This window comes from Sphingomonas montanisoli (assembly GCF_008274695.1).
GTDB classification, from domain to species: Bacteria; Pseudomonadota; Alphaproteobacteria; order Sphingomonadales; family Sphingomonadaceae; genus Rhizorhabdus; species Rhizorhabdus montanisoli.
Window position 1 is genome coordinate 406,303 of the sequence record NZ_VTOU01000002.1, and the last position, 25,735, is coordinate 432,037.

33 protein-coding genes are annotated in these 25,735 nt (G+C 65.9%); 14 read left to right on the forward strand and 19 right to left on the reverse strand.

Annotated features, from left to right (window positions below; translation table 11 throughout):
* Window positions 1–179: 179 nt before the first annotated feature.
* Window positions 180–2,339: a S9 family peptidase gene (locus FYJ91_RS07605; RefSeq protein ID WP_149521666.1), complete on the reverse strand. Its 2,160-nt coding sequence runs from the start codon at window positions 2,337–2,339 to the stop codon at window positions 180–182.
* Window positions 2,340–2,362: 23 nt separating this feature from the next.
* Window positions 2,363–3,124, reverse strand: coding sequence for a zinc ribbon domain-containing protein (locus tag FYJ91_RS07610; protein ID WP_149521667.1), 762 nt, complete (start codon window positions 3,122–3,124; stop codon window positions 2,363–2,365).
* Between the two features lie 91 nt (window positions 3,125–3,215).
* On the opposite strand from FYJ91_RS07610, the gene FYJ91_RS07615 reads away from it, so the two are divergent.
* Entirely contained in the window at window positions 3,216–4,874 is a 1,659-nt protein-coding gene (locus FYJ91_RS07615) for a M28 family metallopeptidase (protein WP_149521668.1), read from the forward strand.
* Between the two features lie 124 nt (window positions 4,875–4,998).
* On the opposite strand, the gene FYJ91_RS07620 is transcribed toward FYJ91_RS07615, so the two are convergent.
* The 10 genes from FYJ91_RS07620 to FYJ91_RS20540 form a co-directional block, all read right to left on the reverse strand.
* A complete protein-coding gene (locus FYJ91_RS07620) occupies window positions 4,999–5,877 on the reverse strand; it encodes an ROK family protein (RefSeq protein WP_149521669.1) in 879 nt (292 codons plus the stop codon).
* The gene (locus FYJ91_RS07625) at window positions 5,874–6,245 is read right to left on the reverse strand and encodes a SecDF P1 head subdomain-containing protein (RefSeq protein ID WP_149521670.1); all 372 of its coding nucleotides are present in this window, start codon (window positions 6,243–6,245) and stop codon (window positions 5,874–5,876) included. Before FYJ91_RS07625 ends, FYJ91_RS07620 begins: the two co-directional genes overlap by 4 nt.
* Window positions 6,242–6,646: a SufE family protein gene (locus FYJ91_RS07630; protein ID WP_149521671.1), complete on the reverse strand. Its 405-nt coding sequence runs from the start codon at window positions 6,644–6,646 to the stop codon at window positions 6,242–6,244. Before FYJ91_RS07630 ends, FYJ91_RS07625 begins: the two co-directional genes overlap by 4 nt.
* 180 nt (window positions 6,647–6,826) lie before the next feature.
* Entirely contained in the window at window positions 6,827–7,075 is a 249-nt protein-coding gene (locus tag FYJ91_RS07635; protein ID WP_149521672.1) for a hypothetical protein, read from the reverse strand.
* A 17-nt stretch (window positions 7,076–7,092) separates the two neighbouring features.
* Window positions 7,093–7,356 (reverse strand): hypothetical protein, encoded by a 264-nt coding sequence (locus FYJ91_RS07640; protein WP_149521673.1) that lies wholly within the window; start codon window positions 7,354–7,356, stop codon window positions 7,093–7,095.
* A 22-nt stretch (window positions 7,357–7,378) separates the two neighbouring features.
* Window positions 7,379–7,696 (reverse strand): hypothetical protein, encoded by a 318-nt coding sequence (locus FYJ91_RS07645; RefSeq protein WP_149521674.1) that lies wholly within the window; start codon window positions 7,694–7,696, stop codon window positions 7,379–7,381.
* A gap of 101 nt (window positions 7,697–7,797) precedes the next feature.
* Complete coding sequence (gene pspC / locus FYJ91_RS07650; RefSeq protein ID WP_149521675.1) at window positions 7,798–8,181, reverse strand: envelope stress response membrane protein PspC; 384 nt, start codon at window positions 8,179–8,181, stop codon at window positions 7,798–7,800.
* Between the two features lie 45 nt (window positions 8,182–8,226).
* Complete coding sequence (gene pspB, locus FYJ91_RS07655; protein ID WP_149521676.1) at window positions 8,227–8,496, reverse strand: envelope stress response membrane protein PspB; 270 nt, start codon at window positions 8,494–8,496, stop codon at window positions 8,227–8,229.
* 5 nt (window positions 8,497–8,501) lie between these two features.
* Window positions 8,502–9,173 (reverse strand): phage shock protein PspA, encoded by a 672-nt coding sequence (pspA, locus tag FYJ91_RS07660; RefSeq protein ID WP_149521677.1) that lies wholly within the window; start codon window positions 9,171–9,173, stop codon window positions 8,502–8,504.
* A gap of 37 nt (window positions 9,174–9,210) precedes the next feature.
* Window positions 9,211–9,354, reverse strand: a complete 144-nt coding sequence (locus FYJ91_RS20540) for a hypothetical protein (RefSeq protein ID WP_181008391.1) — start codon at window positions 9,352–9,354, stop codon at window positions 9,211–9,213.
* 171 nt (window positions 9,355–9,525) lie between these two features.
* Between FYJ91_RS20540 and pspF the strand changes: the two genes are divergently transcribed.
* Both pspF and FYJ91_RS20545 read left to right on the forward strand, forming a co-directional pair.
* Window positions 9,526–10,572: a phage shock protein operon transcriptional activator gene (pspF, locus tag FYJ91_RS07665; protein WP_149521678.1), complete on the forward strand. Its 1,047-nt coding sequence runs from the start codon at window positions 9,526–9,528 to the stop codon at window positions 10,570–10,572.
* Window positions 10,572–11,300 carry a glycosyltransferase family 25 protein gene (locus tag FYJ91_RS20545; protein WP_181008392.1) on the forward strand — a complete coding sequence of 243 codons (729 nt, stop codon included), beginning with the start codon at window positions 10,572–10,574 and terminating at the stop codon, window positions 11,298–11,300. The genes pspF and FYJ91_RS20545 overlap by 1 nt, the downstream gene beginning before the upstream one ends.
* A 141-nt stretch (window positions 11,301–11,441) precedes the next feature.
* On the opposite strand, the gene FYJ91_RS07675 is transcribed toward FYJ91_RS20545, so the two are convergent.
* Entirely contained in the window at window positions 11,442–11,999 is a 558-nt protein-coding gene (locus FYJ91_RS07675; protein ID WP_149521679.1) for a urate hydroxylase PuuD, read from the reverse strand.
* Between the two features lie 214 nt (window positions 12,000–12,213).
* On the opposite strand from FYJ91_RS07675, the gene FYJ91_RS07680 reads away from it, so the two are divergent.
* Window positions 12,214–12,837 carry a superoxide dismutase gene (locus tag FYJ91_RS07680; RefSeq protein WP_149521680.1) on the forward strand — a complete coding sequence of 208 codons (624 nt, stop codon included), beginning with the start codon at window positions 12,214–12,216 and terminating at the stop codon, window positions 12,835–12,837.
* Between the two features lie 39 nt (window positions 12,838–12,876).
* On the opposite strand, the gene FYJ91_RS07685 is transcribed toward FYJ91_RS07680, so the two are convergent.
* The 5 genes from FYJ91_RS07685 to dapF all read right to left on the reverse strand — a co-directional run bounded on the left by FYJ91_RS07685 (window position 12,877) and on the right by dapF (window position 17,905).
* Window positions 12,877–14,184 carry a methyl-accepting chemotaxis protein gene (locus tag FYJ91_RS07685; RefSeq protein ID WP_149521681.1) on the reverse strand — a complete coding sequence of 436 codons (1,308 nt, stop codon included), beginning with the start codon at window positions 14,182–14,184 and terminating at the stop codon, window positions 12,877–12,879.
* Window positions 14,185–14,311: 127 nt separating this feature from the next.
* Complete coding sequence (locus FYJ91_RS07690; protein WP_149521682.1) at window positions 14,312–14,926, reverse strand: septation protein A; 615 nt, start codon at window positions 14,924–14,926, stop codon at window positions 14,312–14,314.
* A complete protein-coding gene (gene ftsY, locus FYJ91_RS07695) occupies window positions 14,923–15,858 on the reverse strand; it encodes a signal recognition particle-docking protein FtsY (RefSeq protein WP_149521683.1) in 936 nt (311 codons plus the stop codon). The genes FYJ91_RS07690 and ftsY overlap by 4 nt, the downstream gene beginning before the upstream one ends.
* A complete protein-coding gene (mtaB, locus tag FYJ91_RS07700) occupies window positions 15,855–17,102 on the reverse strand; it encodes a tRNA (N(6)-L-threonylcarbamoyladenosine(37)-C(2))-methylthiotransferase MtaB (RefSeq protein ID WP_149521684.1) in 1,248 nt (415 codons plus the stop codon). Before mtaB ends, ftsY begins: the two co-directional genes overlap by 4 nt.
* Entirely contained in the window at window positions 17,099–17,905 is an 807-nt protein-coding gene (dapF, locus tag FYJ91_RS07705; RefSeq protein WP_149521685.1) for a diaminopimelate epimerase, read from the reverse strand. Before dapF ends, mtaB begins: the two co-directional genes overlap by 4 nt.
* Before the next feature lie 53 nt (window positions 17,906–17,958).
* On the opposite strand from dapF, the gene FYJ91_RS07710 reads away from it, so the two are divergent.
* Window positions 17,959–18,831, forward strand: coding sequence for an alpha/beta hydrolase (locus FYJ91_RS07710; RefSeq protein WP_149521686.1), 873 nt, complete (start codon window positions 17,959–17,961; stop codon window positions 18,829–18,831).
* Here the strand turns inward: FYJ91_RS07710 and FYJ91_RS07715 are convergent.
* Window positions 18,828–20,333, reverse strand: a complete 1,506-nt coding sequence (locus FYJ91_RS07715; RefSeq protein ID WP_149521687.1) for a hypothetical protein — start codon at window positions 20,331–20,333, stop codon at window positions 18,828–18,830. The two genes, FYJ91_RS07710 and FYJ91_RS07715, sit on opposite strands and share 4 nt — an antisense overlap.
* A gap of 312 nt (window positions 20,334–20,645) precedes the next feature.
* On the opposite strand from FYJ91_RS07715, the gene ffh reads away from it, so the two are divergent.
* The 9 genes from ffh to rplS all read left to right on the forward strand — a co-directional run bounded on the left by ffh (window position 20,646) and on the right by rplS (window position 25,629).
* Window positions 20,646–22,124, forward strand: a complete 1,479-nt coding sequence (gene ffh / locus FYJ91_RS07720; protein ID WP_149521688.1) for a signal recognition particle protein — start codon at window positions 20,646–20,648, stop codon at window positions 22,122–22,124.
* A 38-nt stretch (window positions 22,125–22,162) separates the two neighbouring features.
* Entirely contained in the window at window positions 22,163–22,609 is a 447-nt protein-coding gene (gene rpsP / locus FYJ91_RS07725; RefSeq protein ID WP_149521689.1) for a 30S ribosomal protein S16, read from the forward strand.
* Between the two features lie 119 nt (window positions 22,610–22,728).
* Window positions 22,729–23,202, forward strand: a complete 474-nt coding sequence (rimM, locus tag FYJ91_RS07730; RefSeq protein WP_149521690.1) for a ribosome maturation factor RimM — start codon at window positions 22,729–22,731, stop codon at window positions 23,200–23,202.
* Complete coding sequence (locus FYJ91_RS07735) at window positions 23,199–23,477, forward strand: hypothetical protein (protein WP_149521691.1); 279 nt, start codon at window positions 23,199–23,201, stop codon at window positions 23,475–23,477. Before rimM ends, FYJ91_RS07735 begins: the two co-directional genes overlap by 4 nt.
* A 30-nt stretch (window positions 23,478–23,507) precedes the next feature.
* Window positions 23,508–23,777 carry an AbrB/MazE/SpoVT family DNA-binding domain-containing protein gene (locus FYJ91_RS07740; RefSeq protein WP_149521692.1) on the forward strand — a complete coding sequence of 90 codons (270 nt, stop codon included), beginning with the start codon at window positions 23,508–23,510 and terminating at the stop codon, window positions 23,775–23,777.
* Window positions 23,770–24,153 (forward strand): type II toxin-antitoxin system VapC family toxin, encoded by a 384-nt coding sequence (locus tag FYJ91_RS07745; RefSeq protein ID WP_149521693.1) that lies wholly within the window; start codon window positions 23,770–23,772, stop codon window positions 24,151–24,153. The genes FYJ91_RS07740 and FYJ91_RS07745 overlap by 8 nt, the downstream gene beginning before the upstream one ends.
* Window positions 24,150–24,500 carry a hypothetical protein gene (locus tag FYJ91_RS07750; RefSeq protein ID WP_149521694.1) on the forward strand — a complete coding sequence of 117 codons (351 nt, stop codon included), beginning with the start codon at window positions 24,150–24,152 and terminating at the stop codon, window positions 24,498–24,500. Before FYJ91_RS07745 ends, FYJ91_RS07750 begins: the two co-directional genes overlap by 4 nt.
* On the forward strand, window positions 24,497–25,237 hold the full coding sequence (gene trmD / locus FYJ91_RS07755) for a tRNA (guanosine(37)-N1)-methyltransferase TrmD (RefSeq protein WP_149521695.1): 741 nt from the start codon (window positions 24,497–24,499) through the stop codon (window positions 25,235–25,237). The genes FYJ91_RS07750 and trmD overlap by 4 nt, the downstream gene beginning before the upstream one ends.
* Window positions 25,238–25,239: 2 nt before the next feature.
* Complete coding sequence (gene rplS / locus FYJ91_RS07760; RefSeq protein ID WP_149521696.1) at window positions 25,240–25,629, forward strand: 50S ribosomal protein L19; 390 nt, start codon at window positions 25,240–25,242, stop codon at window positions 25,627–25,629.
* The last annotated feature ends 106 nt before the right edge of the window (window positions 25,630–25,735 follow it).

Below are 25,735 nucleotides of genomic sequence, written 5' to 3' on the forward strand. Positions count from 1 at the left end.
CTGTCAGCGGATCGGGTCAACGCCAATATCGACGGAAATCGGCGGAGAAACCATTTGTCACGAAGCGGAACGATTAACATCAATGTTAGTCACGTGGCGACAATTGGCTACACAATCGGGACGTAGCCGGTGGGCCGCCGACGCTGTAGCGCGACGGCCCAACCGGTTGATCGGGCGACTTATTCGCCCTTCCTGGATTCGGCCGGCGCCGGGATCGGGCCGCCGGTGACGGCGGGTGCATCCTTCAGGTAATGCGCGAGCCAGCCCTGGACCTCGCGGTAGAACTGGCGGCTGTCCTCGGGCTTGGTGATCCAGTGCCAGGCGTCGGGGAAGATCAGCAGGCGGCTGGGCACCTGCTGGCGCTGCAGCGTTACCCAGGTTTCCAGCGTGTTGGGCAGGGGGACGCGATAGTCCTTCTCGCCCGCCGTCAGCAGCATCGGCGTCTTCCACTGATCGCCGTAGCTGATCGGGCTCTGGTCGCGCCAGATCTTGCTGTCGCCCCACGGCTTGCCGCCGCTCGAAAGCTCGCGGCCATAAGCGAAATCGCTGGTGCCCCACTGGGTGAGCAGATCGACCTCGCCCGCATGGCTGACGAGGCATTTGTAACGGGTGGTGGTCGCCTCGATCCAGTTGGTCAGGTGGCCGCCATAGGAGGCGCCCCCCGCGCAGGCGTTATTGACGTCGATGAAGGGGTAGAGGCGTGCGGCCTCGTTCACCGCCTCATCGATTTCGTTGGCGGGGCCACGCAGCGGATCGAGGTTGATCGCGCGGGCAAAGGCCTCGCCGTAGCCGGTCGAGCCCTTATAGTCGGTCAGCAGCACGACATAGCCGGCGCTGGCGAGCAGGTGGTAGTTCCAGCGCAGGCCGATCTGATCGGGATTGGTGCTGGCCGGCCCGCCGTGGATCAGGACGAAGAGGGGGTATTTCTTCTTGCGGTCGAAGTTCGGCGGCGTGACGATCATGTTGTGGATCTTCAGCCCGTCCCTGGCCGTGAACCAGAAATGCTCCGGCGAGGACCAGTCGATCGAGGCGGCGAGCGCAGTGTTGACGTTGGTGAGGTTCGCGTGGCGCTTTGCGACCGGATCGATGCGGACGATCTCGGCCGGGGTCACCGCGCTGCCATAGCTGCCGACCAGGATCGTCGACGTGGCGTCCGACGGGATGTCGAGCGCGGTGTAGCCGCCGACCTTGGGCGCGATGACGACGGTGGGCGTGCCGCCGCTCGCGGGCAGACTGTAGAGATTTTCGGCACCCGCATCGGGCACGATCGCGTAGATCGTGCCGCTGTCGGGCGTGACCGCATATTGATCGATCTCGCGATCGAAGCCGGGGGTCAGCACGGTCGCGGCGCCACCGGCGGGCCAGGCGACGCGGTTCAGGCGGGCGAGATCGTAAATCTCGTTGCCCTGCGTGTTGAACTTGAACAGCAGCGACTTGCCGTCGGGCGCGAACTTCAGGTCGCCATATTCGCCCTCGACCGGGGTTGCGAGCCTCGGCTCGCCGCCCGTCGCGGGCATGCGATAGAGGTTGAAGTTCACGCGCGCGCGCGCCGCCTGCCAGCGCTGCGTGGTCGCGGTGAAGACGATCTCCTTGCCGTCGGGGCTCCACAGCGGGTTGAGCGTGGTGCCGCCATCGCCCTGCGCATTGCCGCCGAAGCCCTCGGCCTGGCCGAGCTTGGTGGGCGAGAGGATGTCGACCGCTTTCGCGCCGGCATCCAGCGACTGGATCCACAGGGTCGGGCGGCGCTCGTCGATCCAGTCGTTCCAGTAGCGGATCGGGAAATGTTCATAGACGCGCATGTTGAACTTGCGCGCCTTCTTGTCGGCGGCGGCTTTCCTGTTCGCATCGGCATCCATCGCGCCGGGCCATGCCATCGCTTCGAACAGGATCGCCCTGCCATCGGGGCGCCACTGCGGCGCGGTTGCGGCAAACGGCAGGCTGGTGATGCGCTGCGCCTCGCCGCCCGCCAGATCGAGGATGTAGATCTGCGCGTCGTCATCGCCTTCGCGCTTGGCGGAAAAAGCGATGCGGCGGCTGTCGGGCGCCCAGGCGGGGCCGCTCTCGCCCGCCTTGCTGCTGGTCAGGCGACGCGGGGGCGCCGAACCATCGACGGGGACGAGCCACAGGTCGGTCATCGCCTTGTCGGTTTCGTAGCTCGGCTCGTTGAGCGAATAGACGACCCACTTGCCGTCGGGGCTGACGACGGGGGCGCCGACGCGCTTCATCATCCAGAGCGTCTCGTGCGTCAGCACGGCTTTGGGCGCAGCCGTGGCGGGCGATGCCATGATCGCGGCGATCGCGCCCGCGGCGGACAGCAGCAGCGTCGAAACCTTGTTCAAATTCCGTCTCCGTTCGGTGAAATTCATTCGGCCGCTTGTTGTGGCATCAGTAGCGGATCGTTCGATGCCTGATCGGCCAGCGCGCAGAAGCGCTGCGCATTGGCGTCGGAACCCTTGCCCCGACAGTAGATCTGGAACGCCTTGTCGCTGATCGGGCGCACGCGGCGCACGCTTTCGGCCATGTCCAGCACGGCCCGCCCGTCGGTCACTTTATAGTCCGCCATCTTGAGGCGGGCGATGTCGATCTTCATGAGAAAGACATTGGCGCGGGTGCGGTTGCCCTTGGTGTCGGTGACCTGCTGCGTCACCTGGAACACGATCCATTTGGTGTCGCCGGCCACTTCCGACGATCCACCCTTGATCGCGCGGCCCGCATCGCGCGCGACAATGCCGGCCTGGACAATCGCGTCATCGGGGGCGGGAGAGGTCGGCAGATCGACATTGGCGTAGAGCGCGCCGTTCGCGGTGACGACCTGCGAGATATAGCTGTTCGATGCGCTGATCGATCCGTCGCCCGTCCCGGCATCCCCGCGCGGCCAGGCGGCGAAGAGCAGGATCGCGATGAGGACGATCGAGATGCTGGGGATCACGAGCATCAGACGACGGCGCTTGCGCCGCCGCTCACGGATTTCCGCGCGCCACTGATCGTTCACCCGATGCCCGCAATAACGGCACGTCAGGTCTTCGGGGTTGGTGGCGGCGCCGCATTTGCGGCAGCGCGTCATCGTCGTCAAAGCGGCGCCTCTTAGCTGGGGAAGCGGTACGACCGTGACGCGGGCCGCCATGAAATTCAATCGTTTTCCCTTCGGATTGTCTTGGCTAGTGTCCCGCCATCCGCGCGGCCCCTATCGCGCACCAGAACAGGGAAAACCCTCCATGACCAAAACCTCCCGGATTATCGCACTGATGCTCGCCGGCCTGCCGGTCGCCGCGATCGCGGCGCTGCCCGCTCCTGCCTTCGATACGGCGCGCGTCAGCCAGGATATCAAGACGCTGTCGAGCGACGCCTATGAGGGCCGCGGCCCCGCGACGCCGGGCGAGACCAAGGCGGTCGCCTATATCGTCGATCAGATGCAGAAGGCGGGCCTCAAGCCCGGCGGCCCGATCGTCAACGGCCAGCGGACATGGACGCAGGACGTGCCGCTGCTGATGTCCGACATCACCGGCAGCCCCAAGCTTTCGATGAACCTCGCGGGCACGGCCAAGCCGCTGACCCAGGGCACCGAGATCGCGGTGCGTGCGGCGATGACCGGGCAGAACGGCGTGTCGATCAAGGACGTGCCGCTGGTGTTCGTCGGCTATGGCGTCAAGGCGCCCGAGCGCAACTGGGACGATTTCAAGGGCGTCGACCTGCGCGGCAAGATCCTGGTCCTGTTCGTCAACGATCCCGATTTCGAAGGCGGGGAAGGCGATTTCGGCGGCAAGGCGATGACCTATTATGGCCGCTGGACCTACAAATATGAGGAAGCCGCGCGGCAGGGCGCGGCCGGCGTGCTGGTGATCCACGAATATGAGCCGGCCTCTTACGGCTGGGCGACGGTCAAGAACTCCAACACCAACACGATGTTCGACATCGTCCGCCAGGATCCGCGCGCCAGCCACACGCAGATGGAAGGCTGGATCCAGAAGGATCTCGCAGCGCAATTGTTCAAGGCGTCGGGCCTCGATTTTGATGCGATGAAGAAGGCCGCCCAGCGCCGCGACTTCAAGCCGGTGCCGCTGAAGGCGACGATGAGCGCCGATTATCAGGTCGCTGCCAAGACGATCGTGTCGAAGAACGTGCTGGGCCGCATCGACGGCAAGACCCATCCGGACGAAACCGTCGTCTATTCGGGCCACTGGGATCATCTGGGCGTTGGCCAGCCCGACGCGAAGGGCGACACAATCTATAACGGCGCACTCGACAATGCATCGGGTATCGCCGCGCTGCTCGAACTTGCGCGCGTCTGGGCGAAGGAGCCGCAGCCCGATCGTTCGGTCGCTTTCCTTGCCGTGACGGCGGAGGAAAAGGGGCTGCTCGGTTCGGAGTTCTACGCCGCTAATCCCGTCTATCCGCTGGGCACCACCGTGGGCGTGCTCAACATGGACGGGCCGTTCGGCTGGTCGAAGACCAAGGATGTGACGATTTCGGGCAATGCGAAGCTCGGCCTGCTCGACATGCTGGTCGCCGACGCCGCCAAGCAGGGCCGCCGCTTCACATCGGACAGCAAGCCCGAGGCGGGGCATTTCTATCGTTCGGACCACTTCCCCTTCGCCAAGCGCGGCGTGCCGGCGATCAGCTATTCGGCGGGCAATGACCTGGTGAATGGCGGCGTGGAGCGCGGCAAGGCGCTCGACGAGGCTTACACCAAGGATCGTTACCACCAGCCGGCGGACGAATGGTCGGCCGATTGGGATTCGTCGAGCGTGCCTGACGATCTGGGCCTGCTCTACAATCTCGGTCGCGAACTGGCGGACTCGCGCCTGTGGCCGGATTGGAGTGCGGATTCCGAGTTCAAGGCTGCGCGGGATCAGAGCAAAGCGGAACGGAAGTGATCTGATCCTCCCCGGAACGGGGAGGGGACCAGCGTAGCTGGTGGAGGGGGCTGGAGGCGAGCGCAGCGCTTGTGACCAGCCCCCTCCGTCGCCTTCGGCGCCACCTCCCCGTGCCGGGGAGGACTTAAAGGGCGTCGAGGCCCAGCGCGATGGCGCCCATCGGGCCGGCCTGATGGCCGAGCGCCGGGGCTTGCAGGAAATCGTCGATCCCGGCCGCAATGGCGGGCGCGGCGCCGTAGCCCGCGAGGCTGTCGACCAGCGCGGTCCGCAAGCGTGGGAGCAATGTCGGCTGGCCGCCGAGCACGCCGCCGCCGATCAGGATGCGCTCAGGCGCGGACGTAAGGACGAGATTGTGGAGCATGGCCGCGAGCGCCGCGACCGCCGGTTCCCACGCCGGATCGCCGGGCGCGAGGCTCTCGCCCGACCGGCCCGCGCGTGCGGCGATGGCGGGGCCGGATGCGAGCCCTTCGACGCAATCGCCATGATAGGGGCAGGCCCCGGCAAATGCGTCTCCGGCAAGACGCGGGACGCGCAGGTGGCCCGCCTCCGAATGGCCGAGGCCGCGCACCGTCTGGCCGCGCATCACCGTGCCGACACCGACGCCGGTGCCGACGGTGACATAAGCGAAGCTGTCGAGACCGCGTGCCGCACCCCAGCGGCCCTCGGCGAGCGCGGCGCCGGCCACGTCGGTGTCGAAGCCGAAGGGGAGCCCGCGCGCCCGCGCGAGTCCGACGATGTCCGCGCCGTTCCAGCCGGGCTTGGGGGTGTTGACGATGCGGCCATAATGATCCGATCTCTCGTCGAGATCGACGGGGCCGAAGCTGGCGAGGCCGATCGCCTGCGCATCCCTCCATTCGGCGAGGATGGCGGCGATTTCCGGCAGGGTTTCGGCGGGGGAGCGCGTGTCGATGCGGCGCTCATCGCGAATATCGTCGGGGCCGCCCGCCAGCACGCACACGCATTTGGTGCCGCCGAGTTCTACACCGGCGACGAGCGCCGTCATTCGGCGAGATCGTCGGGCAGCGGATCCTTGCCCGAAATGCGCTTGGCGAGCGCTTCGGCCTCGGCGAGCGCGCGGTGGCCGGGCAGATCGATCACGCCGTCGGTGATCGGTCCGCGGATCATCAGCGCGGCGATCGGCTGGCCGTCGAGCGCGATCGTCAGCGGCTTGCCCGCAAGCGCGGTCGTGAGCTTCTGGAGGCGCTTTGCGGCCTCGGGCGTCAGCGTGATCAGCAGGCCGGCACCGCCGCCGATATCGGGCATGGCACGCGCGTCGAGGACTTCGGCGGTGGCGAAGGCTTCGCCGCCGATGACGAGCTTGCCGGCCTCGACCGTCTGCACGGCAGCGGCAAGTGCCAGCAGCCCGATCAAGCGTAACGCTCGGCAGTCGCGCGGATCAGCGCGATCATGTTGGGAATGCCCTGGGTCCGGTTCGAGCTGAGCTGATTCTTGAGATCGAACGGGGCGAGGGCTTCGGTGATGTCCATGTCGCGTATCTCGGACGCGGGGCGATCCTGCACGGTGAGAAGGACCAGCGCGATGATTCCCTTGGTGATCGCGGCGTTGCTGTCAGCGAGGAAATGGAGCGACCCGTCGTCCTGGGCGACCGGATAGACCCACACCGCCGCCGAACATCCGCGTACCAGCGTCGCGTCTGTCTTGAGCGGATCGGGCATCGGCTCGAGCGCGCGGCCGAGATCGATCAGCAGCCGATAGCGATCGTCGGCGTCGAGCAGTTCATATTCTTCGTAGGTGTCGGCAAGCGTCGTCATGGTGGCTTGCGCTAGCGGGTTTTGGGGGGCGGGGGGAAGGGGCTTGTTCAATCCTCCCCCGGCGGGGGAGGGGGACCGCGAAGCGGTGGAGGGGTATTGGCCGGGAGCGATGTCCTTGTGGAGAGCTACCCCTCCACCGGCTGCGCCGGTCCCCCTCCCCTTCCAGGGGAGGATCTGAAATTATAGGTCCACGCCCGCCGCGATCGCTTCGAGCTTGCGGACGCGTTCCTTGAGGTCGGCGAGTTCGATGCGGGCGGCCGCCGGCTGGGCGGGGTGCATGCCGCGTTCGATGCCGCCGCCGCGGTGGGCGAGTTCGGCGCGCTGGAGCTCGATCCAGCTGCGCCAGCCCGACAGCGCCGCCGTCAGGGTCAGGCCGAGGCCGACCAGCCCCGCACCGCTTATCACCATCCAGAACAGAGGATCATTCATGATCTTGGTCCTTGCGATCAGTCGCGGGTCCGCAGCGCTTCGATCTCGCGATCGAGCTGCAGACCGCGATCATTGTCGGTGGCGATGCGTTCGAGCACCGCGACGCGATCCTTCAGCGCCCGCAGTTCATCGCGCAGGCGAGCATTTTCGGCATCGTCCGTGGCCGGGCGGCCGACGAACTCCTCGCCCTTGCGGCGACGGACGACGCCATATTTGGCGCGGAAGATGCTGGCGACGGCAGTGATCGCGACGATCAGAACCACCATTTCGAACGGGTTCATTGGCGTATGTCCCTTATCAAAATCAGTTGAGCGGCGCGTCGCGCAGCGCATCGATCTCGCGATCGAGGCGGTAGCTGCCGTCGGTGACGATCCGCTCGACCGTGGCGAGCCGATCCTTGATCGCCGAAAGCTCGGCACGCAGCTGCGCATTTTCGGAGGAGAGGAGCTTCACGCGCTCGACCGTCTCCTCGTTGCGCTGCGGATAGACCGATTTGCCCCAGCTGTTTTCCAGCGGATAGCCGTTCGTGATGCGCAGGCGGGTCGTGTAAATCCAGCCGCCGACCGTCGCGAGGCCCACCAGGGCCGCGACCGGGGCGAATGCTTCAAGAGGAATAACCATCGTTCAAATCCCTAAACTTTGAGCCGATAGGCTGGTCGCGGCGGTTGCAGCTTGTTTTCGACGAACGGCATGGCCTTTCGATCAGCGTCGGGAACCTGCGTTCAGCGCAGCGCGTCGATTTCGCGTGCCAGCGCCGAATTCTGCGTGGTGACGTGCGTTTCGATGTCGGCGATGCGGCGATCGATGTCGCGGAACTTGGAGCGGACGTCGCGGACCGAGGCGCCCGGGCGGGCACGGACCGTCTGCCAGAACTTCTCGTCCTCGCGGGTCATGCTGTTGAACTCGCTGGGGCGATCGTCGGCGAGCCAGGCGACCATCCAATAGGCGATCAGCGTCCAGGGGAAGCCGCCGATCAAGGTCAGCAGGACCACGCCCACGCGGACCAGGGTGACGTCGATGCCGGTATAATCGGCCAGACCCGAACACACGCCCGACCATTTGCGGTTGCGCTTGTCGAGGTAGAACTTGGTGCGGCGAGCGGACATGTCGAACTTTCCTTCCTGTATCTTGTCGTTGGGGCCTGGCGGCGATCAGTGATCGCGGCGCCAGTCCTCGTCATGGGTGCGATCGGGGGCCTGACGGGGCCGCCAGGTCGGATCCTCGGCGTTGAGGATCCGTTCCAGCGTGGCCAGCCGGTCGTCCATCCGACGCGCCATTTCATGCAGATCGTCGAGCGCCCGTTCGTCTTCGACCGTGAGGCTGCCATTCTTCTTCCACTGCGTGATGTAGTGGAAGATCAGCCAGGGCAGCCCCAGGAAGATGACCGGGATGACGACGATAGGAACAAGCACGTCTTCCATGACGATCAGCCCTCCTTACCGGCCTGCTTGGCCTTGAGCGCGGCAAGCTCGGCCTCGACCTTGTCGGACGAGCGCAGCTCGGCGATCTCTTCGTCCAGCGTCTTGGGCGCGGCACCCATGCCCGCCGCGTCGGCGCGGCCCTCGGCATAGTCGACCCGGCGTTCGAGCAGTTCGAAGCGCGAGAAGGCGTCGTCGATCTTCGGGCCGGCATACATCTCGCGCATCTTCGCGCGGTTGTGCGCCGATTCGAGGCGGGTGACGATCGAGTTCTGGCGCGCGCGGGCCTCGCGCAGCTTGCCCTGCAGCTTGGCGATGTCGCCTTCGGACGCCTTGAGCGCGTCGTCGAGCAGGCCGATCTCTTCGTTCAGCTGTTCGGCGAGGTCGGCCGCCTTCTGCTTTTCGACGAGCGCGGCCTTGGCGAGATCCTCGCGATCCTTCGACAGCGCCAGCTCCGCCTTTTCGATCCAGTTGGCCTGCACCGTTTCCAGCTTGGTGATCTGGCGGCGCATTTCCTTCTGGTCGGCGATGGTGCGGGCGGCCGAGGCGCGAACCTCGACGAGCGTCTCTTCCATCTCGAGGATGATCATGCGGATCATCTTGGCGGGATCTTCGGCACGATCGAGCAGGTCGGTCATGTTGGCGGCGATGATGTCGCGGGTTCGGGAGAAGATACCCATCTGATTGTTACTCCTGGGGCTACGCGGGGACTGAATATTACTTGGCGGGGGCGCTGGTCGCCACCGGGGCGGCGGCGCGAACCGGACCCGCGACGCCGACGATCGACACCGCGGAAACGAGGATCGCGCCGATGCCGGAAACGGCGACGCGCTGAAGGTCGGTCTTGTCGAACTTGAACATGGGGACTGCTCCCTGAATTGGTTTCTCTGTCCGGCGGGGCCGGTATGCCCATAGCTCTGCAGAGAGCGTGCCAATTTCGATTTTCCCGGAATCCCTGGGGTTTCGACGATGGGTTCGACGGGTTGGCATTTTCCACTTGCGAGATGTTGGGAAAATCCGCCAACTGTCCGCGTGGAACGGGAAAGCACTTTCATCGGGCAGTCATTCGCCTTCATGGACTCGGTCGAACGCGCAAGCCGCGCGGCCGCGCTCAACCGGCCGGTGCTGGTGATCGGCGAGCGCGGGACGGGCAAGGAACTGATCGCCGAGCGCCTGCATCGCCTGTCGCAGCGTTGGTCGGGGCCGCTCATCACGATGAACTGTGCGGCGCTGCCCGAAACCCTGATCGAAGCCGAATTGTTCGGGCATGAGGCGGGCGCGTTCACGGGCGCCACGAAGGTGCGGCAGGGCCGGTTCGAGGAGGCCGATGGCGGCACCCTGTTCCTCGACGAACTCGCGACCTTGTCGATGGGCGCGCAGGAACGGCTGCTGCGCGCGACCGAATATGGCGAGGTGACGCGGATCGGATCGTCGCGGCCGATCCGCGTCGACGTCCGCATCGTGGCGGCGACCAACGAGCATCTGCCGGGGCTGGTCGAGAAGGGGCGCTTCCGCGCCGATCTGCTCGACCGGCTGTCGTTCGAGGTGGTGACCTTGCCTCCGCTGCGCGCGCGCGAAGGCGACGTGCCGGTGCTGTCCGATCATTTCGGGCGGCGCATGGCGGCGGAACTCGGCTGGCCTTACTGGCCCGGCTTCAGCCCGGCGGCGGCGGCGCAGCTTGCCGAGCATGACTGGCCCGGCAATGTCCGCGAACTGCGCAACGTCGTCGAGCGCGCGGTCTATCGCTGGGACGATCCGGAAAGCCCGATCGACGCGATCCATTTCGATCCGTTCGAGAGCCCGTGGCGGCCGAAAAGCGCGCCCGTCGCCGTGGTTCCGTCCGAGCCGACACAAATAACGGCGGGGCCGATGAGCAACGATCCGGTGCCTGCGCCGGTGGTCGAGATCGAGTGCGACGATTTCCGCGCGGCCTGCCTTGGTCACGAGAAATTGCTGCTGGAGGCTGCGCTGCGCCGCTGTCGCTTCAACCAGCGCGCGACCGCGGTTGCGCTCAAGCTCACCTACGATCAGCTGCGCCACGCGCTGCGCCGCCACGATTTGCTCGATCGGGCCGGCTGATGCTGGCGGACCGGTTGTTCGCGAGCTTCGATCATATCTACGTCATCAACCTGCCGGCCCGCACCGATCGGCGTGGCGAGATGGCGGGCGAATTGCGGCGGATCGGGACGGGTTATGACGACCCGCGCGTGACCCTGTTCGCGGCGGTGGCGCCCGACGATGCGGGCGGGTTCCGCAGCATCGGCGCTCGGGGATGTTTCCTGAGCCATCTGGGCGTGCTGCGCGCGGCGCTGCAGGCGGGGCATCGGCGGATATTGCTGCTGGAGGATGATTGCGATTTCGTCGCGCGGATCGATGGGCTGCTGCCCGTCGCGCTCGATGCCTGCGATGCCGGCCGGTTCGGCATCTTCTATGGCGGCTATCATATGGCGGTGCCGCCGATCGAGGCGCCGGTGACGCGCGCCGATCCGCAGGACGTGATCGGCCTGACGCACATGATGGGGTTCGATCTGGCGACGATCGCGCGCGCAATCCCCTATCTGGAACTGATGCTCACGCGGCCGGCGGGAAGTGCCGATGGCGGGCCGATGGACGTCGACGGCGCCTATGGCTGGTTCCGCGCGGCGCATCCCGACATCGCGACGGGGCTCGCGGTGCCCCAGCTCGGCGTCCAGCGCCCGTCGCCGACCGACATATCGTCGCCTGGGATGCTCGATCGGCTGCCGCTGCCGCGACCGGCGCGCGCGCTGTTGCGTGGGGTGCGCAGGGCGTGGCGACGGCGGGCCTGAATATCCTCCCCGGCCAGGGGGAGGTGGCGCTGAAAGCGACGGAGGGGGAGGACACGGCGAACTCGTGGCTCGCCGCATCCTCCCCCTCCGTCAGCTGCGCTGACACCTCCCCCTGGCGGGGGAGGATTTATGATCCTCAGATCAGCTTGCGTTGGCCATCGCGAACAGCATCGGGATCGAAAGCAAAGTGTTGGCGCGCGAGAAGAGCATCGCCTTGCGCGCATTCTTCGCCTTCGCGTCCGCATCGGCTTCGACGAGGCCGAGCGCGATCTTCTGGGCCGGCCAGATGAAGACCCACACGTTGAATGCCATGATCAGCGCCAGCCACATGCCGATGCCGATGAGGAGGAATGCGGGCTGCAGCATCAGTGCCTGATGCAGATAGCCGCTGACATGCGCGACCGCGAGGCCGGTCAACACCGTGAAGGCCGCGCCCCAGCGGAAGAAGAACAGAGCCTTGGGCGCGATATATTTGGTCACGCCGGGCTTCAGTTCGGCCGGGACCGAGGGCATGGTCGGGATCTGCACGAAGTTGAAATAATAGAGCAGACCGATCCAGGTGATGCCGAAGAAGACGTGCAGCCAGCGCAGCACGAAGTTCGCCGTCACATATTCCGGGCTTACGCCGAACATCAGCGCGATCGCGGCCAGAAGGCCCACCACCAGCACCAGGTGCAGATTGCCGAAAAACTTGTCCATGCTTCTAGGTCCCCTCAATTTTGTCGGCCGCTTCCCACCGGCCTGTCACGACAGTTTATGGCGCGGGGAATCGTTTGTCACAGGAAATGAGAAGTCGTCGTTTTTTCGTTGCACTGCGGCAATGATGTCCAATCGGAAAATTTTGTTGGACCTGCGCTGCTTTCGGGCCGTTGAGGGGGCGGTCCTCATGCACTTTTCCAGGGAGTTTTGTGCAATGGCTTTCATTCTGCCCCCGCTGCCGTTCGATAAGACGGCGCTCGAACCCGTCCTCTCTGCCGAGAGCTTCGACTTTCACCATGGCAAGCATCACAAGGCCTATGTCGACAAGGTCAACGGCTGGATCGACGAGAAGGGTCTCGCCGGCAAATCGCTGGTCGACGTGACCAAGCTCGCCAAGGAGAAGGGCGACAAGGGGCTGTTCAACAACGCCGCCCAGATCTGGAACCATAGCTTCTACTGGAACGGCCTGGCCCCCGAAGGTTCGACCAAGCCGTCGGACAAGCTCGCCAAGCTGATCGACGATGCGTTCGGTTCGCAGGCGGGGCTGGTCGAGAAGATGGCGGCCGAGGCCGTCGGGCACTTCGCGTCGGGCTGGGCGTGGCTGGTGCTCGAAGGCGATGCGCTCAAGATCACGTCGTGGCACGATGCCGACACGCCGATCGTCAACGGGGCGACGCCGCTGCTCACCCTCGATGTGTGGGAGCACGCTTATTATATCGACTATCGCAACGCCCGGCCGAAGTTCGCCGAGGAAGTGCTGTCGAAGATCGTGAACTGGGACTTCGTGTCGCAGAACCTCGACGGCAAGGGCATCGAGCGCGCCGACCAGGCGCAGTAAGCTCGCTTAAATCCTCCCCCTGGCGGGGGAGGATAAGAGTTACGCCGCCTGAACCTCGTCCAGAAACGCTGTCAGACGCTGCTGGAGGGTCGCGGCGCTGCCGGTGAGCTGGGTCGCGACGGCGGCGATCGCCTGGGCATCCTGGCTGGCACCGTCGGCGGCGTCGTTGATCGCGGCGGCGTTGCGGCGGATCAGGTCGTTGGCGGCAGCCGCATCGTCGACATTGGCGGCGATCGTGCGGGTGGCGGCGCTGTTGCGGGTGACGGCGCGCTCGATCCCTTCGGAAAGACCACGCAGATTGGCGATGACGTCGGTCAGTCCATGATGGCTGTCGGTGACGTTGCGCACGCTGGCATGGACCGCGGCGAGCTTCGTGGTGATCAGGCTGGTCGCTTCGCGCGATCGGTTGGATAGCGCCTTCACCTCCTGCGCAACCACGGCAAAGCCGCGCCCCGCGTCGCCCGCGCGGGCGGCCTCGATCGTCGCGTTGATCGCCAGCAGGTTGATCGTCTTGGCGATCTTGTCGATCGCGGCGGTGACCTGTTCGATCTCGACGGCAGCGATGGCGAGTTCGTCGGCACGCCGCTCGCCCTGATCCATCAGGTCCGATGCGCGGATCGACGATGCGTGCGCGGCAGTGGCTTCATCGCCCAGCCGGTCGAGTTCGCCCGCGAGCGTGCGGCCCTCGGCGGCGATGTCCTGAACATTCGCGACCGCCTGTTCGGCGGCGGCGGCGACCGACAAACCCTGCTGGCCGACCGCACCCGCGCGCACGCCGGTTTCATCGGCGGCGGACAGGAGGGTGGCGGCGATGCTGTCGATCTCGGCAGACAGGGCGGCGGCTTCGGCGCGCATCGTGGCGCTGGCGGTGCCGATCCGGGCGAGGCGCAGCGCGCGCTCCGCCCCGATCGCAGCCTCGCGATCGGCCGCCAGCCGCAGCATCGCGCCGCTGCCGATCAGTCCTGCGAACTTGCCCTGGCGCGTGATCGCGAGCGCCGTCTGCCCACCGTCGGCCGAAATGAGAGCGAGCATCGGGCTGAGCCCCGCATCGATCTCCGCCGTCGGCACGGGGCGGACGAACGGGCGCAGGTCGCGCTTGAGGGCGGGATTCTGGATCAGCGCATGCGCGAACGGATTGAGCAGGAAGGCGCGGACGTCGATCTCGCGAATCGCGCCGATCGGGCGGCGATCCTTGTCGAGCACCGCGACGGTCGCGGTCTCGGCGTCCTGCGACAGTAGCTCCACCACGGTCTGAAACGACGCATCCATCCCCACGGCATGGCCGACCATTGCGGCTTCGACGGCCTCGATATCGCTTTGGCTGGCACTGATGGCGGCGTGGAACATGCGTATCTCCCTACGACCTTCGGCTAAGCCTACAGGGTCAACAAGGAGTAAATTTCCCGTGACAGTTCGGTGAACTGCCGCCGAAATCTGCGAATAATGATCCTCCACCTCCGGGGGAGGATTTAAATCAGCCCTGCGGCGGCAGGCCGGCTTCTTCGGGCTTTTCGCCGCTGAAGCCGTGGCGGGTGAGCATCGGCATGTTGGCGAGCATGAACAGGATCGTCGCGGGCATCGCGCCCCACAATTTGTAGCCGAGCCAGAATTCGGTCGAGCTGGTGCGCCACACGCCCTCGTTCGCCACCGCCATCGCCACGAAGAAGAAGGCCCAGTTGCGCGTCAGCTTGCGCCATCCCAGATCGCTGAGGCCGGGGAAGGAGGAGCCGAGCACCATCTTGAGCGTCGGTCGATCGGTCCACAGGCCGAAGCCGAGGATGCCCGCCACCAGCAGATAATAGACGGTCGGCTTCATCTTGATGAAGGTCGCGTCCTTCAGCCAGACGGTCAGCCCGCCCAGCACGAGGACCATCACGCCCGAAAACCACAACATTGCCGAGACGCGGCCGTGGAGCAGCTTGGACGCGAGTATCGATCCGGCGGTCGCCACCATGAACACGGCGGTCGCCAGAATCACGTTCTTGGTCAGCGCATAAGCCGCGAAATAGGCGATCAGCGGGCCGAGATCGATCGCGACCTTGGCGAGCGGACCCGGTTCTTTCGCGGCTTTCAGGGCGACGTCGTTCACTTGGCTATCCTCTCGATCCCCGCGATCGCACGGGCGACTTCGCCGGCGTCGAAGGGTTTCAGGTCGTCGACGCCCTCACCCAGGCCGATCGCGTGGACGGGCAGGCCGAATTGCTCCGCCGCGGCGACCAGGACGCCACCCTTGGCGGTGCCGTCCAGCTTGGTCATCACGAGGCCGGTCACGCCCGCCGTCTCCTTGAATATCCCGATCTGGCTTAACGCATTCTGACCCGTGGTCGCATCGAGCACGAGCAGGACGTCATGCGGCGCCGCCGGGTTGAGCCGACCCAGGACGCGCCGGATCTTCGCCAGCTCGTCCATCAGGCCAGCCTTGTTCTGCAGGCGGCCGGCGGTGTCGACGATCAGCACGTCGATGCCGCTCGCCACGCCCTGCTTGACGCCTTCGAAGACCAGACTGGCGGCATCGCCCCCCTCGGCGCCGGTGATGATCGGCACGTCGATCCGTTCGGCCCAGACCTTGAGCTGCCCGATCGCGGCGGCGCGGAAGGTGTCGCCTGCGACGAGCATGACATTATAGTCCTGCTCCTTGAGCAGATGGGCGAGCTTGGCGATCGTGGTGGTCTTGCCCGATCCGTTGACGCCGATCACCAGAATCACCTGCGGGCGTGGAAACGCCTCGATCTCCAGCGGCTTGGCGACGGGGGCGAGGATCGTCTCGATCTCGTTCGCGACGATCCGGCGAATATCATCCTCGGTCACCTTGCGATCGTAGCGGAAGGCGTCGATCCGGGCGCGGATGCGCGCGGCGGTCGCGGGGCCTAGATCGGACGCGATCAGCGCCTCTTCGATCTCGTCGAGCTTTTCGTCGTCGAGTTCGGTGGCGGTGAACAGGCCGGTCAGGTTCTGGGCCAGCCGGTCGCTGGTGCGCCGGAAGCCGCCGAACAGCTTGTCCTGCCAAGTGGTGTCGCTCATGCGGATATGCCTGTCAGATGGGGGCCGGCGACGCCGGTGATGCGGAGAGGTTGGACGCTGCCTACAGCGAAAGCTTCCCGGGGGAAACGTACGGGGGCGAAGTTGGGGGCATGGCCGGTGCCACCGCGTTCGACCAGCACCGACTGGAGCGTGCCGACGAGCGAACCGAGCCAGGCGGCCTTGCGGCGTTCGGCCGCCTCGCGCAGCGCCGCAGCGCGGGCCCGGATCGCGGAGGCGTCCACCTGCGGCATCCGTGCGGCGGGGGTGCCGGGGCGGGGCGAGTAGGGGAAGATGTGGCCGAAGACGATGTCGCAATCGTCGATCAGCGCGAGGCTGTTCGCGGCCATCGCGTCATCCTCGGTCGGGAAGCCGGCGATCAGGTCTGCGCCGATCGCGATGTCGGGGCGCTTCGCCTTGAGGCGTTCGACGACCGCGACGGATTGGGCGCGCGAATGGCGACGCTTCATCCGCTTGAGGATCATGTCGTCGCCGGCCTGCAGCGACAGGTGGAGATGCGGCATGATCCGCGCTTCGCCGGTGATCAGATCGAACAGCCGATCGTCGATCTCGATCATGTCGAGTGAGGAGAGGCGCAGACGCTGAAGCTTTGGCACGTGGCGCAGGATGCGCTCGACCAAGGCTCCGAGCGTCGGGGCGCCGGGAAGGTCGGGGCCGTAGCTGGTGAGATCAACCCCGGTCAGCACCACTTCGGCTTGTCCCTGATCGACGATCTCGGCGATGCGATCGACCACCGCACCGGCGGGGACCGATCGGCTGGGACCGCGGCCAAGCGGAATCACGCAGAATGTGCAGCGATGGTCGCACCCGTTCTGCACCTCGACGAAGGCGCGCGTCTGATCGGCGAAGGCGGCGGCGAGGTGCGGAGCATTGCGGCGCACGGCCATGATGTCGGCGACATGGACCTCGGCGACGTCGGGCCGGTCGAAGCGGAAGGCGAGCGCGTCATGCTTCTCGCCATTGCCCAGCACGCGGGCGACTTCGGGCATGGCTGCGAAGCTCTCGGGTTCGATCTGCGCTGCGCAGCCGGTGACGACAATGCGCGCATCTGGCCGCGCCCGTGCCGCCTTGCGGATCGCCTTCTTCGCCTGTCGCACGGCTTCGGCCGTGACGGCGCAGCTGTTGACGATGATGAGGTCGTCCTGATCGGCGGCCGCCGCGCGCATCGCCTCGCTCTCGGCGATGTTGAGCCGGCAGCCGAGCGTGATCAGTTCAGGGCCGCTCATTGGAACGTGGCGAGATCCGCCTCGGCGGTGAAGACGTGGGTTGCTGGGCCGGCCATGTTGACCGGCCGGCCGGGCGCCCAGTCAATCACCAGGGTGCCGCCGGGCATGTCGATCGTCACCGGACCCTTCATCAGCCCGCGCCGGATCGCGGCGACGCCCGTTGCGCAGGCGCCGGTGCCGCATGCACGGGTCAGGCCGACGCCGCGTTCGAAGGTGCGCATCTTGAGATGGTTCGGCCCGACGACCTGCGCGATGTTGACGTTGATCCGCGCGGGGAAGAGCGGATCACTCTCGATCTGCGGGCCGAGGATATTGAGCGGTACCGCATCGACATCGTCGACGAAGAAGACGACATGCGGATTGCCGACATTGACGCCGACCGGATCGGTGAGGTCGTCCCAGCCGAGCGGCATGCGCGCGGTGTCCATCGCATAGGCCAGCGGGATCGCGTCCCAATCGAAGCGCGGCTCGATCAGGTCGACCGACACGGTGCCGCCGATCATGCGCCCGTCGAGCAGGCCACCGAGCGTCTCGACCGTCGCCTCGCCGCCCAACAGGCTGACGACGCAGCGCGTGGCATTGCCGCAGCTTTCGACCTCGCCGCCATCGGCGTTGAAGATGCGCATCTTCGCGGTGGCGACGGCGGACGGCTCGATCAGGATCAGCTGGTCGCAGCCGATGCCGGTCTTGCGATCGGCAAGCGCGCGCGCAAGTCCCACGGTCATCGTGACCGCCTGTTCACGCGCGTCGATCACGACGAAGTCGTTGCCGAGGCCGTGCATCTTGTGGAACCGGAGCGCCATAGCCCGCGCGATCTAGGGATTGGCGGCGGCCGAGTCCATAAGGGGGAGGGCGGATGCGACGTTGGTTGATCGGTGGGCTGGCGCTTCTGCTGGTCGGCCTTGGCGCGAGCTGGTTCGTCGGATCGTGGCTGGTGCGCGGGCATGGCGGCACCGTGACGCCCGCCGTGGCGCCCGAAAAGGACATCAGGCTGCGGGCCAGCGACTGTATCGTGATCGCGGGCACCTATCGCCCCGGCTGCTCTGCCAATGCGCCTGCGGCGCTGCTTCTTCATCCCAAAGGCGGCGGGCGCGCGGCGATGGCGGGCAATGCCAAGTGGCTGTCGGCGCGCGGCTTCGCGACACTCGCGATCGACCTGCGCGGGCATGGCGAATCGACGATCGCCGACCATAGCTACGGGCTCCACGAAAGCCGCGATGCGCAGGCCGCGTTCGACTGGCTCAAGGCGCGGCAGCGGGGCGCGCCGGTCGCGCTGGTCGGCAGCTCGCTGGGTGGGGCGGCGGCGTTGCTGGGCGATGACGGGCCGATCGCGGCCGACGCGCTGGTGTTGCAGGCGGTGTTTCCGACGATCCACGATGCGATCTTCAACCGCGTCGCTGTGCGAACCGGGCGGGTGCCCGCGCTGATCCTCGAACCGTTGCTGAGCGGGCAGACGTGGCTGCGGTTGGGTGTGTCGCCATCGCGGTTGTCGCCGATCGACGCGGTGGCGCGCTACCACGGCCCGCTGCTGCTGATCGGTGGCGAGAAGGACGAGGCGACGCCGCCGGCGGAGGTGCGCGCGATGTTCGCCCGCGCCAATCCGCCCAAGGCGATCTGGTTCGCGCCGGGCCTCGATCACGCCGCGACCGCCGGGATCGAGACGCCGGCCTATCGCGCGCGGCTGCTCGCCTTCCTCCGGCGATCAATCGGCGCGCCGCGCTGCCGCTAGCGGTGCAGCAACAGGCTTCCCGGTGCGGCGGCGACGCGGGCCATGCCCGGCGGTACGGGCAGGGTGTCGGTTGCGATGCCGGGATCGGCGACGATCCAGATCCAGTCGAAATCCTGTGCCATCGCCTTGAGTGGTTCTGCGGCGCGCTCGGGGAGCGGGCGGCCCGACGGGCAATCGGCGATGTGGATTTCCTGCGATCCATTGGTCCAGCGCACGCGATCATAAGGGCGGCGCATTTCGACCAGATCGGCGCCGCGCACGACGAACAATGTGTTGGCGGTCACGTCACGGCGGACGACGGAGAGGCTACCGATCTGCTTTTCGGGCCGGATCGGCCAGTCGATCCCGCATTCGCGATCGACATAGGCATAAGCCAGCCGCACGCCGCGCGGCACGCGATCGAGCAATGCCAGTTGCGGACGCTGTGCTGCAGTCCAGCCGTGCCAGGTCCAGCAGACTGCGACGATCCGCACCGCCAGAAAGGCGACGCCGAGGCCGATCAGCACGCGCTCCGATCGCGGCCCTGTCGGTGCGATCGCCAGCAGGCCGATCAGCACCGCCCAGGGCGTAATGCGGAGGTCGGCGCCCCAGCTGCCCATCGCCACCTGCGGCAGGATCAACGTGAACGCGACGAGCAGGGTGGCGGCGGTGCCCAGTTGCCGATCGAGTCGGCGGCTGGCGATCAGGGCTGCGACCGCGGCAATGCCGATGATCGCGGTCATGCCCAGATCGAGCGGCTTCGATATCCCGCGCAGGATCGTGCCGAAGTTCATGATCTTCGTGCCGATCCAGTCGCCACGCAGGAACAGCAGCGGGGCTGCATCCGAACTGCGCCACAGGATCGTCGGGATCAGCGGCACCAACAGCGGCAGGCCGAGGAGGATGCGACGGGGCAAGGCGCGCCAGTTGCCGAACAATTTGGCGATCTCGAACCCGCCGATCATCAGCATCATGCCGCCCCAACCGACGAGGTGGCAGGTCCACACGATCAGGGCCGCAACGCCGAAGCCGATCGCCGACAGGATCGTCTCGGGCGGCTTTGCCCGCCAGCGCGCCGCGACGATCAACGCAAGGGCGATCGACAGATTGTAGTTGAGGAAACCCCAGAAGAAGAGCTGCGACAGCGCGAGCGGCACCGCGAGTGCTGCGCCCCCGCTCAACCGCCCATAGGCGGCGCGCGACAGCAGGAAGATGCCGAGGATCGTGAGCGGCGCGGTGATCGCCGTGACGATCGACACCGCCGCCTCCACCCCGATCACCTGACCCAGCAGCACGGCGGGCAGATCCACGCCCATATTGCCGGCCCAGCGCCAGTGGATCAGATAGCCGCGCATCAGATCGGCATTGCCGGTGCCTTCGGCGAGGATGTGGATCCGCGCCATATGGTTGGCGGCGTCGTGCATCTGGACAGCGCTGCCGAACAGGAAGGGCAGTATGGAGGCGAGCATGAGCGCTGCCATCAACGCCGTCGTGCGGCGATCCTCCGTCAGTGCTCTGCTCATATCTGTTCCCCTGGCCCCATCCAAACCCTAACCGCCCATGTCGAGCGAAGTCGAGACACGTTCCCGCGCGCCCGGCCAACATGTCTCGACTTCGCTCGACATGAGCGGATGGGGAGAGCGGTAGGCTGGGAGGCGGTTCGCCTTGCCCTTTCGGCCCGAAATCGCTAGGGACCGCCACGTCGTTCCAAACTCGAACGCAGATATCAGCGTCCACGGACGCCCGCTGGCCGGCGAGGTTTCGCCCGCCGGCGTATTTTGCGTTTGGCCCCGGGACATCGATTTAACGGGCCTTTTACGGGCTGGGAGTAGTGCATGTTCGATAGTCTGAGCGATCGGCTGAACGGCGTCTTCGACCGCCTGCGCGGGCGTGGCGCGCTGAGCGAATCGGACGTGCGCGCCGCGATGCGCGAAGTCCGCATCGCGTTGCTCGAGGCCGATGTCGCGCTGCCCGTCGTCCGAGAGTTCGTCGACAAGGCGACCGAGCAGGCGGTGGGCCAGCAGGTGCTCCGCTCGGTCACGCCGGGCCAGCAGGTCGTCAAGATCGTCAACGACGCGCTGGTCGCGATGCTCGGCTCGGAAGCGGTCGACCTGAACCTCGACGTTACCCCGCCCGCGATCATCATGATGGTCGGTCTGCAGGGATCGGGTAAGACCACGACGACTGCCAAGATCGCCAAGCGCCTGACCGAAAAGGGTCGCAAGAAGGTGCTGATGGCGTCGCTCGACGTCAATCGCCCGGCCGCGCAGGAGCAGCTCGCGACGCTCGGCACGCAGGCGTCGGTCGCGACCCTGCCGATCGTGGTCGGGCAGCAGCCTGTCGACATCGCCAAGCGCGCTCTCCAGGCTGCCAAGCTCCAGGGCTATGATGTCCTGATGCTCGACACTGCGGGCCGTCTCCACGTCGATCAGGCGTTGATGGAGGAGATGAAGGCGGTCGCCGCGGTCGCCGATCCCGAAGAAATCCTGCTCGTCGTCGACGCGCTGACCGGCCAGGATGCCGTCAACGTTGCGTCGAACTTCTCCGAACAGGTGCCGCTGACCGGCGTGGTGCTGACCCGCATGGACGGCGATGCGCGCGGCGGTGCGGCGCTGTCGATGCGGCATGTCACGGGCAAGCCGATCAAGTTCGTCGGCACCGGCGAAAAGCTGGACGGGCTGGAGCTGTTCCAGCCGCAGCGCGTCGCGGGCCGCATCCTGGGGATGGGCGATGTCGTGTCGCTGGTCGAAAAGGCCGCCGAGACGATCAAGGTCGAAGAGGCCGAGGCGCTCGCCGCGCGGATGGCCAAAGGCCAGTTCGACATGAACGACCTGCGCAACCAGCTCAAGCAGATGCAGCGCATGGGCGGGCTTTCGGGCCTCGCGTCGATGCTGCCCGGCATCAAGCAGGTCAAGCAGGCGGTGGCCAGCGGCGCCGCCGACGACAAGGTGCTCGTCCGCATGGATGCGATCATCGGTTCGATGACGCCCAAGGAGCGGACCAAGCCCGAACTGCTCAACGCCAAGCGCAAGATCCGCGTGGCCAAGGGATCCGGCACCACGGTGCAGGAGGTCAACAAGCTCCTGAAGATGCATCAGGACATGTCGACCATGATGAAGAAGGTGAAGAAGATGGGCGGGCTCAAGCAGCTCGGTGCCCTCTTCGGTGGCGGCGGCGCCGGTGGGCTGGGCGGCATGCTCGGCGGCAGTGGCGCGGGCGGCCTGCCCCCGATGCCGGGCGGTGGAAACCTGCCGGGCCTTCCCGGAGCAGGCGGGCTTCCCCCCGGCTTCCAGAATTTCCTGAAAAAGAAGTGATTTAACTCGAATTCGAATATCCAGAAAGGAACTACCGAATGTCCGTTTCCATCCGTCTCGCCCGTGGCGGCGCCAAGAAGCGCCCTTATTATCGTATCGTCGTCGCCAACTCGCGCGCTCCGCGTGACGGCGCCTTCATCGAGAAGATCGGTTCGTACAACCCGCTCCTCGCCAAGGACGATGCCAACCGTGTCGTGCTCGACACCGAGCGTGCGAAGCACTGGCTCTCGGTTGGCGCGCAGCCGACCGATCGTGTCGCCCGCTTCCTCGACGCCGCCGGCGTTCTGGAGCGCGCCGCGCGCAACAACCCGAAGAAGGCCGAGCCGGGCGACAAGGCCAAGGAGCGCGCCGAAGAGCGTGCCGAGAAGCTGAAGGCCGCCGAGGAAGCCGCCAAGGCACCCGTGGAAGAGCCCGCGGTGGAAGAAGCTGCGGCCGAGGAAGCTCCCGCCGCGGAAGCCGCTGCCGAAGAAACCACCGAAGCTTGATTGTGTTGGGGTGGTGGTTGATCCTGCCACCCCACCGCTCGTGTCGAGCGTAGTCGAGACACGTTGGCTGGGCGCTCGTGACCGTGTCTCGACTTCGCTCGACACGAACGGAGTTTGTTTTGGTAGATGACCGCGCAGTAACTCTTGCCGTCATCATCGGCGCGCATGGCGTGACGGGTGAAGTGCGCCTGAAGCTCTTCACCGATGACCTCAAGGGCTATCCCAAGCTGACCGGCAACGGGCGCGCCTTCACGCTCAAGTCAGTCCGCCCTGGGCCGAACGGCGCGGTCGCGCGGATCGCCGAAGTCACCGACCGCAACGCCGCCGAGGCGCTGCGCGGGACCGAGCTGACGGTGCCGCGGTCTTCGCTCCCTCCGCTGGAGGAGGGCGAATATTATCATGCCGATCTGATCGGCCTGCCCTGTGTCGCCGGCGACCAGCCAATCGGCACCGCCGTCCTTATCGAAGATTTCGGCGCGGGCGACGTCATCGAAATCGAGAAGCCCGATGGTAAGCGCTTCATGGTGCCGATCGCCGCCGCGGTGACGATCGAGCCCGATCGCCTGCTGATCGATCCGGAGTTCGTCGAATGAATCCTGCCGTCGTATTCGGCCTTGTTGCGGCCGCTTATCTCGCGGTCGTCGCTTATGGTGTTGTCGGCACCCGCAAGCGCGGCCTTCCCCCGCGCTTCCGCCTGATCGCCTCGGCGGCGCAGGTGGTGCTGCCGCCCGCCATCCTGTTCGTGATCCTCTTCGCGACTGCTGATGCCTTCGCGATCGGCGGATGGGGGATCTTGCTGGTGATGCTGATGATCGCCGGCGCGCTGCTCGCGCTGTGCACCGACCTTGTCGCCCGGCGGGTGTTATAGTATATACGGCCCGTATATACGGAGGCGGTGATGGCCGAGGAATATCGCGCCAAGGTGTTCAAGTCTGGCAATTCGGTGGCGCTGCGCCTGCCGAAGGGGCTTGGTCTCAAGGAAGGGACCGAGGTGTTGTTGCGCGAGGAGCATGGCGAATATCGCTTCGAGCCGATCGATAAGCCCAAGCGCAAGATCGATCTGACGGGGATTTGGGGGGCTATTCCCGATCTGAAGCTAATCGCGCCGGAGGATAGGCTGTTCGAGGAGCGCGAACTCAATTGGGGGCCGTTCGACGAGCGTGACTGAGCCGCGCTTCCTGTTCGATTCGAACATATGCATCTATGTTCTGGAGGGCGTGGGCGAGAGGCTCAGGATGCGCGTCGAGGATTGCGCGCCCGGAGAGGTCGTAACCTCGGCAATTGCGTATGCAGAAGTCATGCGGGGCATTCGCTCGGACGATCTGGAGCGCAGCACAAGAGCCCAGCGCATGTTTGCGATCTTCAACCCCTTGCCATTCGATGAGGTGGCTGCGCGTAGCTATCGTTCGATGCCGTTCAGGCGGGGCGGCTATGATCGTCTGATAGCCGCGCATGCGCTGTCACTCGACCTCATTCTGATCACGAATAACGTGCGTGACTTTGCTGACGTGCCCAGATTGAGGGTCCAGAATTGGACGGCGTGAATCTGGCCACGCTCGACCGGGTTATAGAATTAGCGCGAGAGCAGAGTGGGCTTCGGCGCATTTCATCTGACATGGCCATCGATCAAGATATCAGGATGTCGGGCGGCGACGCGACTGATTTTGCCGAAGCGTTAGCTGCCGAGTTCGGTGAAGGTGTATGGCGATGGCCTTGGCAGCGTTTTGCCGAGTTGAATGAAGGCTTGGGCATATTCGTGTTGCTGGCGCTTCTTTGGTATCTGCTGACGTGGCCGATACGAGGGCGCTTCCTGCCTCCCAGCAAGTTCGAACGCCTTGAACTCGGACATATTGCGCGCGTGATCAATGCGGGCCACTGGATCGAGCCATGACCTTCGCCGCCACCATCCTCACCCTATATCCGGAGATGTTCCCAGGGCCGCTTGGCGTGTCGCTGGCGGGGCGGGCGCTCGCGGAGGGGAAGTGGGCGTGCGATCCGGTGCAGATTCGCGATTTCGCGACCGACAGGCATCGCTCGGTCGACGATACCCCGGCCGGCGGCGGGGCGGGGATGGTGATGCGGGCGGACGTGCTGTCGCGCGCTGTCGATCATGCGCTGGCGCGGCAGCCGGCGGCGCCGGTGCTGGCGATGAGCCCGCGCGGGAAACCGCTTGCACAACAACGGGTTCGCGAACTTGCGGATGGCCCCGGGGTCACGATTCTCTGCGGCCGGTTCGAAGGGATAGACGAGCGGCTGTTCGAGGCGCGCCCGATCGAGCTGGTGTCGATTGGCGACTATATATTGTCGGGCGGCGAAATGGCCGCGCTGACGCTGCTGGATGCTTGCATTCGGCTGCTTCCCGGCGTAATGGGCGCGCCCGATAGCGGTGATGACGAGAGCTTCGAAACGGGGCTTCTCGAATATCCGCATTATACCCGACCTGCTGAGTGGGAAGGGCGTATGATCCCCGAGGTGCTGCGATCTGGGGATCATGCGAGGATTTCGGCATGGCGCAAGTCGATGGCCGAAACCGATACAAGGCTAAGGAGGCCGGACCTTTGGGAGCGCCATGAGGGCGCTCGGGTTCAGCCTCCCTCTGGCGCGCGGCGACAGAAGAAGGAGCGATGAGCATGAACCTCATCCAGCAGCTCGAAGCCGAGCAGATTGCCAAGTTCACCGCCGCCAAGAAGATTCCCGAATTCCGCCCAGGCGATACGCTGAAGGTCGGCGTGAAGGTCGTCGAAGGCGAGCGCACCCGCGTTCAGGCCTATGAGGGCGTCTGCATCGCCCGCGCCAACAAGGGCATGGGTTCGTCGTTCACCGTGCGCAAGATTTCGTTCGGCGAAGGCGTCGAGCGCGTTTTCCCGCTCTATTCGCCGAACATCGATTCGATCGAAGTCGTTCGCAAGGGCGTCGTGCGTCGCGCGAAGCTGTACTATCTGCGTGGCCGCCGCGGCAAATCGGCGCGTATTGCGGAGCGTCGCGACAACAAGCCGGCCGCCGAGGCCAAGGAAGCCTAAGGCAGGCTCTCCAAAACCAAACCTCGCAAACGGCCGGCTCCCTCGGGAGACCGGCCGTTTGTTTATCTGCACTCACCCACGCCAATGCCGTCATCCCAGCGAAGCT